This window comes from Croceicoccus sp. Ery15 (assembly GCF_020985305.1).
Taxonomy (GTDB): Bacteria; Pseudomonadota; Alphaproteobacteria; order Sphingomonadales; family Sphingomonadaceae; genus Croceicoccus.
In genome coordinates, this window is the sequence record NZ_CP087588.1 from 1,196,187 (window position 1) to 1,209,434 (window position 13,248).

Annotated in this window: 17 protein-coding genes and 1 tRNA gene; 9 read left to right on the top strand and 9 right to left on the bottom strand. The window is 62.5% G+C overall.

The features are described from left to right. The first annotated feature begins 63 nt into the window (after nt 1–63). Both LOZ77_RS05935 and LOZ77_RS05940 read left to right on the top strand, forming a co-directional pair. Complete coding sequence (locus LOZ77_RS05935; protein WP_230281262.1) at nt 64–750, top strand: carbonic anhydrase; 687 nt, start codon at nt 64–66, stop codon at nt 748–750. Beyond that, nucleotides 747–2,282, top strand: coding sequence for a SulP family inorganic anion transporter (locus tag LOZ77_RS05940; protein WP_370638049.1), 1,536 nt, complete (start codon nt 747–749; stop codon nt 2,280–2,282). The genes LOZ77_RS05935 and LOZ77_RS05940 overlap by 4 nt, the downstream gene beginning before the upstream one ends. Nucleotides 2,283–2,430: 148 nt before the next feature. On the opposite strand, the gene LOZ77_RS05945 is transcribed toward LOZ77_RS05940, so the two are convergent. Continuing rightward, nucleotides 2,431–2,506: transfer RNA gene (locus LOZ77_RS05945), tRNA-Ala, on the bottom strand. A gap of 169 nt (nt 2,507–2,675) precedes the next feature. Next, a complete protein-coding gene (locus LOZ77_RS05950) occupies nt 2,676–2,996 on the bottom strand; it encodes an FYDLN acid domain-containing protein (RefSeq protein ID WP_230281263.1) in 321 nt (106 codons plus the stop codon). Between the two features lie 223 nt (nt 2,997–3,219). Between LOZ77_RS05950 and aroA the strand changes: the two genes are divergently transcribed. From aroA to LOZ77_RS05985, 7 genes are all read left to right on the top strand, one after another. Continuing rightward, nucleotides 3,220–4,569, top strand: coding sequence for a 3-phosphoshikimate 1-carboxyvinyltransferase (gene aroA / locus LOZ77_RS05955; protein WP_230281264.1), 1,350 nt, complete (start codon nt 3,220–3,222; stop codon nt 4,567–4,569). Continuing rightward, nucleotides 4,566–4,868: a permease gene (locus LOZ77_RS05960; protein ID WP_230281265.1), complete on the top strand. Its 303-nt coding sequence runs from the start codon at nt 4,566–4,568 to the stop codon at nt 4,866–4,868. Before aroA ends, LOZ77_RS05960 begins: the two co-directional genes overlap by 4 nt. Then, complete coding sequence (locus LOZ77_RS05965; protein ID WP_230281266.1) at nt 4,865–5,506, top strand: d(CMP) kinase; 642 nt, start codon at nt 4,865–4,867, stop codon at nt 5,504–5,506. Before LOZ77_RS05960 ends, LOZ77_RS05965 begins: the two co-directional genes overlap by 4 nt. A gap of 257 nt (nt 5,507–5,763) precedes the next feature. Beyond that, the gene (rpsA, locus tag LOZ77_RS05970; protein WP_230281267.1) at nt 5,764–7,473 is read left to right on the top strand and encodes a 30S ribosomal protein S1; all 1,710 of its coding nucleotides are present in this window, start codon (nt 5,764–5,766) and stop codon (nt 7,471–7,473) included. 243 nt (nt 7,474–7,716) lie between these two features. After that, nucleotides 7,717–8,475 (top strand): hydroxyacylglutathione hydrolase, encoded by a 759-nt coding sequence (gloB, locus tag LOZ77_RS05975; RefSeq protein ID WP_230281268.1) that lies wholly within the window; start codon nt 7,717–7,719, stop codon nt 8,473–8,475. 14 nt (nt 8,476–8,489) lie between these two features. Continuing rightward, nucleotides 8,490–8,984, top strand: coding sequence for a GrpB family protein (locus tag LOZ77_RS05980; RefSeq protein ID WP_230281269.1), 495 nt, complete (start codon nt 8,490–8,492; stop codon nt 8,982–8,984). A 31-nt stretch (nt 8,985–9,015) separates the two neighbouring features. Then, complete coding sequence (locus LOZ77_RS05985; RefSeq protein WP_230281270.1) at nt 9,016–9,681, top strand: hypothetical protein; 666 nt, start codon at nt 9,016–9,018, stop codon at nt 9,679–9,681. A gap of 65 nt (nt 9,682–9,746) precedes the next feature. On the opposite strand, the gene LOZ77_RS05990 is transcribed toward LOZ77_RS05985, so the two are convergent. The 7 genes from LOZ77_RS05990 to LOZ77_RS06020 all read right to left on the bottom strand — a co-directional run bounded on the left by LOZ77_RS05990 (nt 9,747) and on the right by LOZ77_RS06020 (nt 13,212). Next, nucleotides 9,747–10,337, bottom strand: a complete 591-nt coding sequence (locus LOZ77_RS05990; RefSeq protein WP_230281271.1) for a hypothetical protein — start codon at nt 10,335–10,337, stop codon at nt 9,747–9,749. After that, on the bottom strand, nt 10,337–10,825 hold the full coding sequence (locus tag LOZ77_RS05995; RefSeq protein WP_230281272.1) for an ATPase: 489 nt from the start codon (nt 10,823–10,825) through the stop codon (nt 10,337–10,339). Before LOZ77_RS05995 ends, LOZ77_RS05990 begins: the two co-directional genes overlap by 1 nt. A 78-nt stretch (nt 10,826–10,903) precedes the next feature. Then, nucleotides 10,904–11,131 (bottom strand): F0F1 ATP synthase subunit C, encoded by a 228-nt coding sequence (locus LOZ77_RS06000; protein ID WP_066770184.1) that lies wholly within the window; start codon nt 11,129–11,131, stop codon nt 10,904–10,906. A 42-nt stretch (nt 11,132–11,173) separates the two neighbouring features. Further along, entirely contained in the window at nt 11,174–11,959 is a 786-nt protein-coding gene (locus LOZ77_RS06005) for a F0F1 ATP synthase subunit A (protein WP_230281273.1), read from the bottom strand. Between the two features lie 128 nt (nt 11,960–12,087). Beyond that, nucleotides 12,088–12,405: an AtpZ/AtpI family protein gene (locus tag LOZ77_RS06010; protein WP_230281274.1), complete on the bottom strand. Its 318-nt coding sequence runs from the start codon at nt 12,403–12,405 to the stop codon at nt 12,088–12,090. Between the two features lie 178 nt (nt 12,406–12,583). Continuing rightward, on the bottom strand, nt 12,584–13,006 hold the full coding sequence (locus tag LOZ77_RS06015) for a YdbL family protein (protein WP_230281275.1): 423 nt from the start codon (nt 13,004–13,006) through the stop codon (nt 12,584–12,586). Further along, nucleotides 13,006–13,212 carry a YnbE family lipoprotein gene (locus tag LOZ77_RS06020; RefSeq protein ID WP_230281276.1) on the bottom strand — a complete coding sequence of 69 codons (207 nt, stop codon included), beginning with the start codon at nt 13,210–13,212 and terminating at the stop codon, nt 13,006–13,008. The genes LOZ77_RS06015 and LOZ77_RS06020 overlap by 1 nt, the downstream gene beginning before the upstream one ends. Between the last annotated feature and the right edge of the window lie 36 nt (nt 13,213–13,248).

A 13,248-nucleotide genomic window follows, 5' to 3' on the forward strand; every position in this document is an offset into this window, starting at 1 on the left:
TCTGCCCCATCCGCATATGCGTGATGAAAAATCCCCCCGGATGCAGTCAAAAGGACTTTCCCGATGAACGAACTGATCGGCCGTGTTTTCAACTTTGAAAAGACCGTCTTCCCCAACAGTAGCGAACTTTACGGCACGCTCGCCCGCGACGGACAGAGCCCCAAGGCGCTGATGATCTCGTGTGCCGATTCGCGTATCGTGCCCGAAGAAATCATGCAGGCCCGCCCCGGCGACCTGTTCGTATGCCGGAACGCGGGCAATATCGTTCCGCCCTATGCCTCGATGCTGGGCGGCGTGTCGGCCACGGTCGAATATGCCGTTGCCGCGCTGGGTGTGCGCGACATCATCGTGTGCGGCCACACCGATTGCGGCGCGATGAAGGCGCTGGCCAATCCCGCCGGGCTTGAAGAGGCCATGCCCAATGTCGCCGCATGGCTGAAGCACGGCAGCGCCGCGCAGACCGTGGTGAACGGCTGCCAGGGCCATCTGGAAGGCGACGCACGCGTCCGCGCGATGATTTACGAAAACGTCGTCGCACAGCTTTCGAACCTGCGTACGCACCCGTCGGTCGCTCGGGCCATGGCTGCGGGCGAGATGAGCCTGCACGGCTGGGTCGTCGACATTCACGAAGGTCAGGTTCTGGGTCTTGACGGCCAGACCGGCCAGTTCGTGCCGCTGCGCGACAATGATCCCCTTCCCGTCGCCGTGTCGGCGCAGGTCCGTTATCCCATGGCGGAGGCCGCCGAATGAGCAGCGCCACAGCTTCTGTTGTGGAAGCGGAAGAAAAGGGCGGCATGTTCGCCCATTTCGGCCGCGATTTCACAGCATCCATCGTCGTGTTTCTGGTGGCCATGCCCTTGTGTATGGGCATCGCGATCGCATCGGGCGTTCCGGCCGAAAAGGGCCTGATCACCGGCATCATCGGCGGCATCGTGGTGGGCCTGTTTGCGGGTTCACCTTTGCAGGTATCCGGCCCCGCGGCCGGCCTTGCCGTCATCGTGTTCGATTTCGTCGCCAATAACGGCATCACGGCCCTTGGTCCGATGCTTGTGCTGGCGGGCGTATTGCAGTTCATTGCGGGCTGGATGAAACTGGGCGCGTTCTTCCGCTCCATCAGCCCTGCCGTTGTGCATGGCATGCTGGCGGGGATCGGTGCGCTGATCGTGATCAGCCAGTTCCATATTCTGTTCGACGCATCGCCGCTGTCGAACGGCATCTCAAACCTTGCCGCCATGCCCGCACGCCTGCTGGGCCTGTCGCCGTTTAATGTGGAACAGGCCGAAATGGCGCTGGGCATCGGCCTTTTGACCATCGGCATCATGATCGCATGGGAAAAGTTCAAGCCTGCCAAGATGGGCCTCCTTCCCGGCGCACTGCTGGGCGTGGTGGGTGCGACCCTCGCTTCGATGGCGCTGGGTCTGGACATCACGCGCGTCAATGTGCCCGATTCGATCTTCGGTGCCGTGACCGCGCCCGATGACAGCTTCCTCGGCTTGCTGACCAGCCCGACGATCATCATCGCCGCCATCGCCGTTGCCTTTATCGCCAGCGCGGAAACGCTGCTGTCAGCGGCTGCGGTCGACCGGATGCATGATGGCGTGCGCACCAATTACGACAAGGAATTGAGCGCGCAGGGCATCGGCAACTTCCTGTGCGGCCTTGCCGGCGCATTGCCGATGACGGGCGTGATCGTGCGTTCGTCGGCGAATGTGCAGGCCGGTGCAAAGACCCGTCTGTCGACCATCATCCATGGCATCTGGATCCTGGGCTTCGTCTCGCTGCTGCCATTCGTGCTGAGCGAGATCCCGATGGCGGCACTGGGCGGCGTTCTGGTCGTGACCGGCTGGAAGCTCGTCAGCCTCAAGCATGTGCGTCACCTCTATTCCAGCTATGGCGCGCTTCCGGCGGTCATCTGGACAGCGACCTTTGTACTGGTGGTCACTGTCGACCTGCTGACCGGCGTGCTGGTCGGCCTTGCGCTGACGCTGCTGGAACTGATCCCGCATCGCCGTTCGCTCAAACTCGGCTTCGACAAGGATGACGAGGGCGAGGAATGCGACGTTCATCTGTCGGGCAGCTGCACCTTTGTCAGCCTGACCGGCCTGACCCGCAAGCTCGAGGATATTCCCGGCACGCGTCCCGTGCGCGTGAACCTCGCCAATGTGCAGGGTTTCGACCACACCTCGGCCGAGCAGTTCAAGGAATGGGTCGGCCGCCGCCGCAAGCTGGGTCATCCGGTCGAACTGACCGGTCCGAGCCACCTTGTGGATCGTTTTTCCTGACATAACGATTCACTGCCGACTGGGCCGGGCGCTACCCTCAGCGCCCGGCCCTTTTTCTTTGCTGCACGCAGGCGTGAGCCGGACGGGCATGAAAAAGGGCCGTAAAAACGACCCGCATCCTGTTCGGAATATGAGATAATGTCTGCGATGGTGGAGCCGAGGGGGATCGAACCCCTGACCTCTACAATGCCATTGTAGCGCTCTCCCAGCTGAGCTACGGCCCCGATCTTCATCGCGTCCCTTGGGACATGCGGCACACTGGGAAGGTGCCGCGCTCTCCGTCGTTTCGCGTGCATTATTGCGGCGCGTCCGTTGCGGAGAGCGGCTCTCTAGGCAGGGATTTCGCCGGTTGCAAGAGCTAATTTCAACCGGCGAAAATTCTGTAACGAACGATCAGTTATCGTCGTCGTTATCGTCGTTGGAACTGGCGACGCCCAGATCGTCGTCACCGCCCAGATCGACATCGTTATCCGGCGAATCGTCGTCATCGTCGACATCGATGTCAAGATCGTCGTCGCCCAGATCCTCGTCGTTTTCAGGCTTCTCGGTTTTCGCTTCCTCATAGGGAATCGGCTGCTTGGACTTCAGAACGGGTTCGGGCGTCCATTCGTTACCGCATTCGATGCAGGTAACCGGATCGTCCTTGCCGAGATCGTAAAAGCGGGTGCCGCATTTCGGGCAGCTGTGCTTGGCACCCCATTCGGGCTTGACCATGAAAACCTCTGTGACTTCGCGCCGGAATGGCGCATTCGCAATTGGTGGAATACGGGCGCCGCCGGCAAGAATCGGGCAGTACTGCCCTTCCCGCCTTTGGCACGAAGCGCGCGCCTTGCCATAGGGCTTGCGCGCTGTCAAAAGCCAGCGCCAATCCAGCCCAATGATTTCCGTTGCACCGGCAGTTCGCCGGTCCGGTTCCTGCCCGCAAAGGTCGTTCAGCGTGAGCCATTCTGCATCCGCCCCCTCTCCGCACCGTTTCACTGCCGGGGCCGCGCTGACGGGTCGTATCCGCGTTCCCGGTGACAAATCGATCAGCCACCGGTCGCTGATGTTCGGCGCGCTGGCAGTGGGCCGCACGACCGCGCGCGGACTGCTTGAGGGGGAGGACGTGGTGGCCACCGCCGCCGCGCTGCGCGCCATGGGCGCAACGATCGAACGGCAGGACGACGGCACATGGGTGATCGACGGTGTGGGCGTGGGTGCCTTGCTCCAGCCGGATACCGCGCTCGACATGGGGAACTCGGGCACCTCCACCCGCTTGCTGATGGGGCTGGTCGCCAGCCATCCGGTCACCGCCACTTTCACCGGCGATGCCAGTCTGTCGAAACGCCCGATGGGCCGCGTGATCGTTCCGCTGTCGCAGATGGGCGCCGAATTCACGTCCTCGCCCGGTGGCCGCCTGCCGCTGACGATGCGCGGCGCTTCGCCCGCGGTTCCCATCGAATACCGCCTTCCCGTCGCTTCGGCACAGGTGAAAAGCGCGGTCTTGCTAGCGGGCCTCAACACGCCGGGCATCACCCGCGTGATCGAACCTGTGCCCACGCGCGACCACACCGAACGCATGCTGCAAGGATTCGGCGCCGAGCTGACGGTCGAGGAAACCGGCGGCGAGCGCATTATCGAGCTTCGCGGTCAGGCCGAATTGCACCCGCAAGACATTACCGTCCCCGGCGATCCGTCTAGCGCGGCCTTTTTCGCTGTGGCGGCGCTGCTGGTGCCGGGATCGGATCTGGTGATCGAGAATGTCGGCCTGAACCCAACCCGCGCGGCATTGTTCACCGTGCTGCGCCAGATGGGCGGAGAAATCGAGGAACTGGACCGCCGTGACGTGGGCGGCGAGCCGGTGGCCGACTTGCGCGTGCGCCATTCGCGGCTGACGGGCATAGACGTCGACCCTGCCCTCGCCCCTGCCATGATCGACGAATTCCCCGTGCTGTTCGTCGCCGCCGCACTGGCCAAAGGCCGAACGGTGACGACCGGCCTCGACGAATTGCGCGTCAAGGAATCGGACCGGCTGTCCGCGATGGCCGCCGCCCTCACCTCTGCCGGCGCGCAGGTGGAAGAGCGTGAGGACGGGCTGGTCATCACCGGAACCCGCGGCACGGCGCTGCGCGGTACGGGGAATGCACCCGTCGTGACCCATCTCGACCACCGCATCGCCATGAGCATGGCGGTCGCGGGCCTTGCCAGCGAACATGGCGTGGATATCGACGACACTGCCCCCATCGCCACCAGCTTTCCCAATTTCATGGCGCTGCTGGAACAGGCGCAAACTGCCGCGCCGGTATGATGCTTGCTGCCATGATGCCTGCCGCAATGCCCCATATCGATTGGCCCACCATGGTCGGATTTGGCGGCATGGGGTGCATCATCTGGGCCTATTGGTACATCACCGCGCGGGACGCGCCAAACCCCTTTATCCAGCACGGGGTAAACCTGATGGGGGCGGCGCTTCTGACGGTGTCGCTGATGTATCACCTCAATCTCGCCTCGCTGGTGCTGGAAGGGTTTTGGGCCTCCATCGCGATCTGGGGCCTGTGGAAGGCTTTCAGAAGGCGGGAAGCGTTCAGTAAAAGGAAAAACGCATGATCATCGCCGTCGACGGGCCGACCGCCAGCGGAAAGGGCACCATCGCCAGGGGACTGGGCAAGCATTACGGCCTGCCGGTGCTGGATACGGGCCTGCTCTATCGGGCGGTGGGCATGCAGGCGCGCAAGATGGGCCTCGACCCCGACGATCCGGTCGAGGCTGCCCGTGCGACAGGCTTTCCCGATGCCCTGCTGGCAGAGCCCGAATTGCGCTCCGTCGCATGCGGCGCGCTGGCATCGCGCGTTTCGGTGCACAAGCGTGTTCGCGCGGCCCTGCTCGAACGCCAGCGCCAGTTCGCCGCGCAACCGGGCGGCGCGATCCTCGACGGACGGGACATCGGCACGGTGATCGTACCCGATGCCGATGTGAAGCTGTTCGTAACCGCCAGCCTCGATGCCCGCGCAGCGCGTCGCCATGGCGAAAGCAAAGGCCGTGGAGAGAACCTGACGCTGCAGCATGTGATCGACGACCTCGCTCGCCGTGACGACCGGGATCGCAACCGCGCAGAGGCTCCGCTGGCGCAGGCCGCCGACGCGGTGCTGATCGATAATACTGATATGAGCGCGGCACAGGCGCTGGAAGCCGCGATCGCGATCGTCGATGCCCGCATGGGCCGCCACGCCGCCAAGGGTGCTTGACGCACCGCGCGCGCTGCCCGCACAGCTTGGCAAGGCGCGCTTTCGCTTGCTTTCACAGCCATTAGCGCCTAAGCGCGCGCGGTCCTGACGGCCAAAGGCTCCGGTTCGCTGTCGTTACGGATATTCGCAGGTGCAATCGGCCCTGCGGATGGTTCGGCCCTTTTTGGCCCGCCGATGCAATGGTGCGGATGGCGGAGGAAAGACCGGCGGAAAAACCGCCCGGCCGGAAAAATCGATTGAACGGGAATAACATCCTAATGGCAACTTCGCCTAACCCTACCCGCGATGATTTCGCGAAAATGCTTGACGATATGCTTGGTAACGAGGCCGATGGCGGCTTTGAAGGCCGCGTCGTCAAGGGCACCGTCACCGCCATCGAAAACGACAAGGCCGTCATCGACGTCGGTCTGAAGAGCGAAGGCCGCGTGCGCCTTTCGGAATTCGCGCGCAATGCGGACGAGCACGGCCTGAAGGTCGGTGACGAAGTGGAAGTTTTTGTCGACCGCGTCGAAAACGCCGACGGCGAAGCGATGCTGTCGCGTGACCGCGCCCGCCGCGAAGCCGCATGGGACCGCCTTGAGAGCGAGTTCGGCGAAGGCAAGCGCGTCGAAGGCAACATCTTCGGCCGCGTCAAGGGCGGCTTCACCGTCGACCTCGACGGCGCCGTGGCCTTTCTGCCCGGCTCGCAGGTCGATATCCGCCCCGTGCGCGACATCACCCCGCTGATGGGCATTCCGCAGCCGTTCCAGGTCCTCAAGATGGATCGCCGCCGTGGCAATATCGTCGTGTCGCGTCGCGCCGTTCTGGAAGAAACCCGCGCCGAACAGCGCCAGGAACTGATCGGCGAGCTGAGCGAAGGCCAGGTCATCGACGGCGTGGTCAAGAACATCACCGATTACGGCGCCTTCGTGGATCTGGGCGGCATCGACGGCCTGCTGCATGTCACCGACATGAGCTACAAGCGCGTCAACCACCCCAGCGAAGTGGTGGAAATCGGCCAGACCGTCACCGTGCAGATCGTCCGCATCAATCAGGACACGCAGCGCATCAGCCTTGGCATGAAGCAGCTGGAAAGCGATCCGTGGGATGGCGTCGCCGCCAAGTATCCGGTTGGCGCGAAGCTTTCGGGTGTTGTGACCAACATCACCGAATATGGCGCCTTCGTCGAACTGGAACCGGGCATCGAAGGTCTGGTCCACGTTTCGGAAATGAGCTGGACCAAGAAGAACGTCCACCCCGGCAAGATCGTTTCGACCTCGCAGGAAGTCGAAGTCATGGTGCTGGAAGTCGATGCCGACAAGCGTCGCATCTCGCTTGGCCTCAAGCAGGCCCAGTCGAACCCGTGGGACGATTTCGCAGAGAAGTTCCCCGTCGGCTCGACCGTCACCGGCGAAGTCAAGAACGCGACCGAATTCGGCCTGTTCATCGGCCTTCCGGGCGACGTCGACGGCATGGTTCACATGTCGGATATCGCATGGGGCATTTCGGGCGAAGACGCGCTGGCCCTGCACCGCAAGGGCGAGGAAGTCGAAGCTGTCGTTCTCGATGTCGACATCGAGAAGGAACGCATCAGCCTTGGCATGAAGCAGCTTGAAAAGGGCGCACCGGCCGTTGGCGGCGCTGCCGCTTCGGGCGCTGGCCTGCGTCGTAACGAAGTCGTCACCGTCACCGTTCTGGAAGTCCGCGATGGCGGCCTTGAGGTGCAGGTCGGCGAAGACGGCGCGACCGGCTTCATCAAGCGTTCGGACCTTGGCCGCGACCGCGACGAACAGCGTCCCGACCGCTTCCAGACCGGTCAGAAGATCGACGCCATGGTCACCGGTTTCGACCGCACCAAAAAGCCGAACTTCTCGATCAAGGCGCGCCAGATCGCCGAAGAGAAGCAGGCTGTCGAGCAGTACGGCTCGTCCGATTCGGGCGCGTCGCTGGGCGACATCCTCGGCGAAGCGCTGAAGGGGAAGAGCTAAGCACAGCGAGGAAGGGGCGGAGCGCGCAAGCGGTCCACCTCTTCCGCAGCGGCGGCGCAGCCGGTGCGCAAGTCGGCCGACGGTGGCCCTTGGCCACCGTTCGACGTCATGGAATTCACTTCCATGACGATTTGCGAACACGAACGCCTAAACCCAAATCCCGAAAGGCCCGCCCGGTTCATCCGCGGCGGGCCTTTTGCTTTGCGCGCTTCCCGCCTACATCAACGGGCGAAGGAGCGTGCCATGATCGAAGTCCACCAGTTCCCCTGTCTCTCCGACAATTACGGCTTTCTGCTGCATGACACGGACAGCGGCGAAACCGTGTGCATCGATACGCCCGACGCAGCGGTCTATCTGGCCGAGGCGGAGACGAAGGGCTGGACCATTACCCAGATCTGGAACACGCACTGGCACCCGGACCACGCAGGCGGGAACGAGGATATCAAGACGGTCACGGGCTGCACGATCACTGCGCCCGCAACCGATGCCCCCAAGATCGCAGCCACCGACCGTATGATGAAAGGCGGCGACACGGTTTCCATCGGAGCGCACAAGGCCGAAGTGATCGACGTGGGCGGCCATACGAAAGGCCATATCGCCTATTACCTGCCAGACGCGGGGATTGCATTTGTCGGCGACAGCGTGTTCGCCTTGGGCTGCGGGCGCATGTTCGAAGGGACGCCCGACCAGTTTTGGGCGAGCCTGAAGCGGATAAAGGCCCTGCCGCCCGGGACGCGTTTGTTCTGCGCCCACGAATATACCGCGGCCAACGCGAAATTCGCGCGGCATGCCGACCCCGACAATGCCGCGCTGGCCGATTATGCCGAGGAGGTCGCCGCCCGCCGCGCGCAGGACCTGCCGACCGTGCCGACACGGCTGTCGCGCGAACTTGCGACCAATCCCTTCCTGCGTGCCGACGATCCCGCGATGCAGGCGCGATGGGGCGGCGGTGATGCCGTGGCGACCTTTGCGGCCCTGCGCGCCGCCAAGGACAGCTTTTAAGGAGACTGGCGGCCATGGACGCAGATGACGCCCTCTTCCGCCTCGCCCCCGACCATTACCGCGCCCGCGCCGATGCCGAACAGCTTTACCGCAGCGTATCGCAGCGCCTGATCCGCTTGCTCCCCACGGGGAGCGAGATCATGCATGTCGGCGCGACCGCGATTGCCAATTGCCTGACGAAGGGCGACCTCGACATCATGGTCCGCGTCGACCCCAATGAATTTGCCGAGGCGGAACAAGCGCTTGCCAGCCTGTTCGCCCGCAGCCGCTCCGATCCTGCCGACGGTTTTGCCGGTTTCGAGGATGCAAGTGCCTCCCCCCACCTCGGCATCCAGCTCGTCGCGCGCGGCGGCGCGTTCGACATGTTCGAGAAGTTCCGCGACCGCCTGAATGCCAGCCCCGCCCTGCTGCGCGAATATAACGCGCTGAAACGCGACCATGACGGCGCCGCAATGGAGGCCTATCGCAGCGCAAAGGACCGGTTTATCGCGCGCACATTGCGCTATTGACCGTCACAGATCGGCAAGTAGCACCCACGCCATGAAGTTACCAAGCGATGGCCCATCACCCCGTATGCGATGGCTGCACCGGATTGGATATGTGACGACCGGAATCGTCACCTTACAACTTGGCACAATTGGATTTTTTATCGCCAGCACTCAGGTCCAGAACTGGCACAGGGCAAGCCAGACCGCAACACAAGATGGCCCCATCGTCGACAATGGCGACCCCCATGTGAGAAGTGGCTTGTTACGTCTAATTTCGCTCCTGCCGCAGGATGGGAACTTCAGGGATTGCGGGCTCCGCTTCGTCGCCATGCCATCATTCGGCGATACGGATTACGCAATTTCTATTGGCCTTCCAACCAGCGGAAAATTCGCTGCGGGCACGCTGGTCACCGTGCCCAGCGGTAAGGAAGCACCAATCAGGGCCCGGCACTTTCGGATTCCTGAGAAGGATTTCCACCGCCTGATGACGTCCATCAATCGCGAATTGGATGCAAATGACGGCTACGGGTTAGTCGGCACCGATGGTACGCCAGTAGCTATCGAGACATGCGGAAAAAACGGTATCCGGTCAGCCGCAGGCAATGTCTATAACGAGCGCTATGATACAATTTCCAGTTTAGTGCTGAACTCAATCCGGGAATGGGCTCCCGGCGACGATCTACCCTATGAGGACGACTGGCACCGAATTCCCGAATAGCGGCGCCGCAAACAAAAACCCCCGCACATGGCGGGGGCGTTCGTTTGACTGCAAGGCGAACCCGATCAGATCGAGCCGATCGCCTGATCCACCAGCGCCTTGTCGGCATCCGCGCCATAATTCCTGGCGATCAGATCGGCCGAAGCGGCAGCCGATGCCTGTGCGGCGCGGACGCGCAATTCGTCCATCACCCCGCGCTCGGCAGCAGCGATCTTTTCCTCGGCCATTTTCTCGCGGCGGGCGACCATGGCGGTCGCATCGCTTTCCGCCTTGGCGACGATGGCGCCAGCCTCGGTGCGGGCATGGTCGAGCATCGCGGCCGCGTCTTTTTCGGCATTCGCGATCTTGTCGGCATATTCCTTGCGGAGCGCCTCGGCCTCGGAGCGAAGCTTCTTCGCTTCCTCAAGCTGGTTCTTGATCTCGGCAATACGGTTGTCGAGGCCGCCGGCGATCTTCTTGTGCGCCTTGGCATAGAAGAATGCGATGGCCAGCAGCACGATCATGGCCGAGCTGACAACCGCAGCCGGAGGGGCGATGCCCAGCAGTGCGGGTTCGACGTGATGTTCCTCGGTCATGCCTTCCGCGGTGGCGGCATGATCCAGATGCTCTTCGACGGCCTGCGATGCAGCGGGCAGTTCGTGCGTTTCGGCAGCCATCAGGCGAGCTCCTTCCTGACCGCGCCCAGCGCGGCGGCATTATCGACCGACAGGCCCGACACGCGTGCGACGATCGACTGAGTCGCTTCGGCAGCGATCCCCTCAATCTCGGCAGCGGCCTTTTCGCGGGCTTCGGCAATACGGGCCTCGGCGGCGTCCAGCTTTGCATCGATTCCCGTCTGGGCAGCGCCCAGCCTGGCTTCGGTTTCGGCTGCGGCCTTGGCCTTGGCTTCGGCAATCAGTTCCTGGGCCTTGGCGCGGTTTTCATTCTCGCGCTGGCGCCATGCCTCTTCCTGCTCGTCAGCGGCCTTGCGGGCAGCTTCGGCAGCGGAAAGATCGTCGGCGATCTGCTTGTCGCGCATCGCCACGGTGTCCATCACCTTGGGCACCATGCCGCGCCCGATGACGAAATAGGTCAGGCCGAAAAAGATCAGCAGCCAGAAGACCTGGCTCGCATAGGTTGCGGCTAGCTGGGATATTTGTGGCATGGCCAGACCCTAAAGATAGATCAAATTCATGACGCCCGGCCATATCACAATGGCCGGGCGAAATTCAGTATCGTTCGATCAGGCGACGAAGATCAGGATCATCGCGACGACGAACGAGAGCAGGCCCAGAAGCTCGGCACCGGCGAAACCGATGAAGAGGCGGCCCTGCTGGCCGTCGGCAGCACCCGGATTGCGCAGCGCGCCTTCGAGGAACTTGGCGAAAACGTTACCCACGCCGATCGAGGCGAGGCCCGCACCCAGAGCGGCGAGACCGGCACCGAGCAGCTTTGCGGCTTCTGCGTCCATTTCAAAAACTCCTTTGGAAAACTTGATTAGATGATGGAAGGATCAGTGAAGATTTTCGGCGTCGTTCAGATAGACGCTGGTCAGCAGGGCGAACACATAGGCCTGGATCCCGGCAACCAGGATTTCCAGTGCGCAAATGCCCACCATGAGGAGGAAGCTCGGGATACCGGCCAGCGCGAAAATGCCCGCGCTGTGGTTGCCCGCGCCGATCACGAAGCTGGAAAGCACTTCCAGCAGCACGTGCCCTGCCATCATGGCCACGAACAAACGCAGACCAAGGCTGAAGGGACGCACCATGAAGCTGATCAGTTCGACCACGAAGATCACGGGGATCATGGGAACCGGCGTGCCATGCGGCACGAACAGCGAGAAGAAGTGCAGACCGTGCTTCGCGAAACCGACAATCAGCACGATCGAGAAAGAGATGATCGCCAGCACGCCCGTAACGGTGAAATGGCTGGTGAAGGTAAAGGGATGCAGCCCGATCACGCCCAGCGGCAGCAGGCCGAGGATATTGGCGAACAGGATGAACATGAACAGCGAGAAGATATAGGGCACATATTTACGCCCTGCCTTGCCCACATTGGCTTCGAGCATATCGTCGATAAAGCCGGTGAAGCTTTCCACGGCCATCTGCCAGCGGCCCGGCACCAGCTGGCGCTTCATCCCGCCCGCGACGAACACCCAGAGCACGACGACCGAAATGGCCATCCACAGCGCGCTGTTGGTGAAAGCAATGTTATAGCCGCCGATGGCCCACGCATCCGAACCGAACATCGGTTCGATGGTGAACTGGTGCATCGGATCGACCTTGGCTTCGCTTGCCACTTGCTGAAAATCCCTATTGCCCCAAGGGAACCGTGCGGTCCCCCGGTCCGTAACAGACCTTAAGCCCTTTGCAGAAAGACGCCCTTTCGTGAACCCCCGCAAGGAGGATCACGCCTCCATCGGAAGATTCAATCAGGGCGCCGGTTTGCGAGCCGGATGATGTTCCTGAAGGCGACGACAATCCCGAGTGCGAGCATCACCAACAGACCCCAGGGCGACGTATCCGCGAATCGGTCTATGACAAGACCGATCAGCGCACCGCCGACAAGGCCACCCAGCAAATCCGCCAGCACGCGGGACCCCATACGATAATTCTCGTCTGTTCCCTGCACTTGCGGCCTGATCCGCGCTTCCTCGCGTTGACGCGCGGCTTTCAGCCGTTCGTCGAGTGCGTCGATGCGCTTATCTTCGCCAAGTGGCTCCCGTCCGGACTGCTCGTCACTCATGTCAGGCTCCCGTCAAGACCCCGTCACGCGCGGCAAAGCTGCCCGTCTAGGGCGCGGCCCCTTTAGGAAAGGGGTCTGGCCAAGTCAACACAGCCAGATCGGCCTTTTGTCTTATACCTGTTGGCGGTGTGTTGCGCGGGAAAATATTCGGGGCGTGTCCGATTGCCAAATCAGCCCCTCATCCGACCGACGGACAGCGCGGATCGAGTCGGGCGGCACCTGCACCGCGCGTCTGCCAGCTTCCGTCGGGCGCCTGGTATTTTTCGCCCGCACTGGTGCGCGCGATCAGGATGCACCCTTGCGCGAATGCGAATTCCTCGATTGTCACGCCCTCGGCCCTCGCCCTGTCGGCATAGCTGGCCTTGCGGCGGATATTCAGGTCATCGACAAGCTTGCGCAATGCCGCATCGGGAGAGCCGACAAAGCCCAGATAACCGTCCATCTTCTCACCGATCGCGCCATTCGCGCGCGCGGCGGCATAGGCGGGATCGCGCTGCACGGCAGAGGCCGGAGCGGCAAGCATGCCGGTTGCGGTGACGGCAGTGGCGGCGATGGCCACCACTGCCAGGCCGGCAGCGGAAAGAATTCTATTACGGGCCATCAGAAAATCTCCGGATTATCCTCTATGTTCTGTTCGGCGGAATCGACCAGCCGGTAGAGCACTTCCTGTTTGATATTGATGTTGAGCTCGATCACGATCGCATCGTTGGGTGCGTTCACATTAATGCACCCCGCCAGCGGCGCGGCCATTGTCAACGCCAGTGCGATATTGCGCAAAGCCCGATATCCAGATCCATGCTCCTTCATGGCGGGACCAGTCGCAGCGCGTATTGCCTGCGTCAA

What these genes read in the sequence shown, in the direction of transcription:
- LOZ77_RS05935 (WP_230281262.1), top strand. Translation starts at nt 64, where the DNA reads ATGAACGAACTGATCGGCCGTGTTTTCAACTTTGAAAAGACCGTCTTC.
- LOZ77_RS05940 (WP_370638049.1), top strand. Translation starts at nt 747, where the DNA reads ATGAGCAGCGCCACAGCTTCTGTTGTGGAAGCGGAAGAAAAGGGCGGC.
- LOZ77_RS05950 (WP_230281263.1), bottom strand. Translation starts at nt 2,996, where the DNA reads ATGGTCAAGCCCGAATGGGGTGCCAAGCACAGCTGCCCGAAATGCGGC.
- LOZ77_RS05960 (WP_230281265.1), top strand. Translation starts at nt 4,566, where the DNA reads ATGATGCTTGCTGCCATGATGCCTGCCGCAATGCCCCATATCGATTGG.
- LOZ77_RS05965 (WP_230281266.1), top strand. Translation starts at nt 4,865, where the DNA reads ATGATCATCGCCGTCGACGGGCCGACCGCCAGCGGAAAGGGCACCATC.
- rpsA (WP_230281267.1), top strand. Translation starts at nt 5,764, where the DNA reads ATGGCAACTTCGCCTAACCCTACCCGCGATGATTTCGCGAAAATGCTT.
- gloB (WP_230281268.1), top strand. Translation starts at nt 7,717, where the DNA reads ATGATCGAAGTCCACCAGTTCCCCTGTCTCTCCGACAATTACGGCTTT.
- LOZ77_RS05980 (WP_230281269.1), top strand. Translation starts at nt 8,490, where the DNA reads ATGGACGCAGATGACGCCCTCTTCCGCCTCGCCCCCGACCATTACCGC.
- LOZ77_RS05985 (WP_230281270.1), top strand. Translation starts at nt 9,016, where the DNA reads ATGAAGTTACCAAGCGATGGCCCATCACCCCGTATGCGATGGCTGCAC.
- LOZ77_RS05990 (WP_230281271.1), bottom strand. Translation starts at nt 10,337, where the DNA reads ATGGCTGCCGAAACGCACGAACTGCCCGCTGCATCGCAGGCCGTCGAA.
- LOZ77_RS05995 (WP_230281272.1), bottom strand. Translation starts at nt 10,825, where the DNA reads ATGCCACAAATATCCCAGCTAGCCGCAACCTATGCGAGCCAGGTCTTC.
- LOZ77_RS06000 (WP_066770184.1), bottom strand. Translation starts at nt 11,131, where the DNA reads ATGGACGCAGAAGCCGCAAAGCTGCTCGGTGCCGGTCTCGCCGCTCTG.
- LOZ77_RS06010 (WP_230281274.1), bottom strand. Translation starts at nt 12,405, where the DNA reads ATGAGTGACGAGCAGTCCGGACGGGAGCCACTTGGCGAAGATAAGCGC.
- LOZ77_RS06015 (WP_230281275.1), bottom strand. Translation starts at nt 13,006, where the DNA reads ATGGCCCGTAATAGAATTCTTTCCGCTGCCGGCCTGGCAGTGGTGGCC.
- LOZ77_RS06020 (WP_230281276.1), bottom strand. Translation starts at nt 13,212, where the DNA reads ATGAAGGAGCATGGATCTGGATATCGGGCTTTGCGCAATATCGCACTG.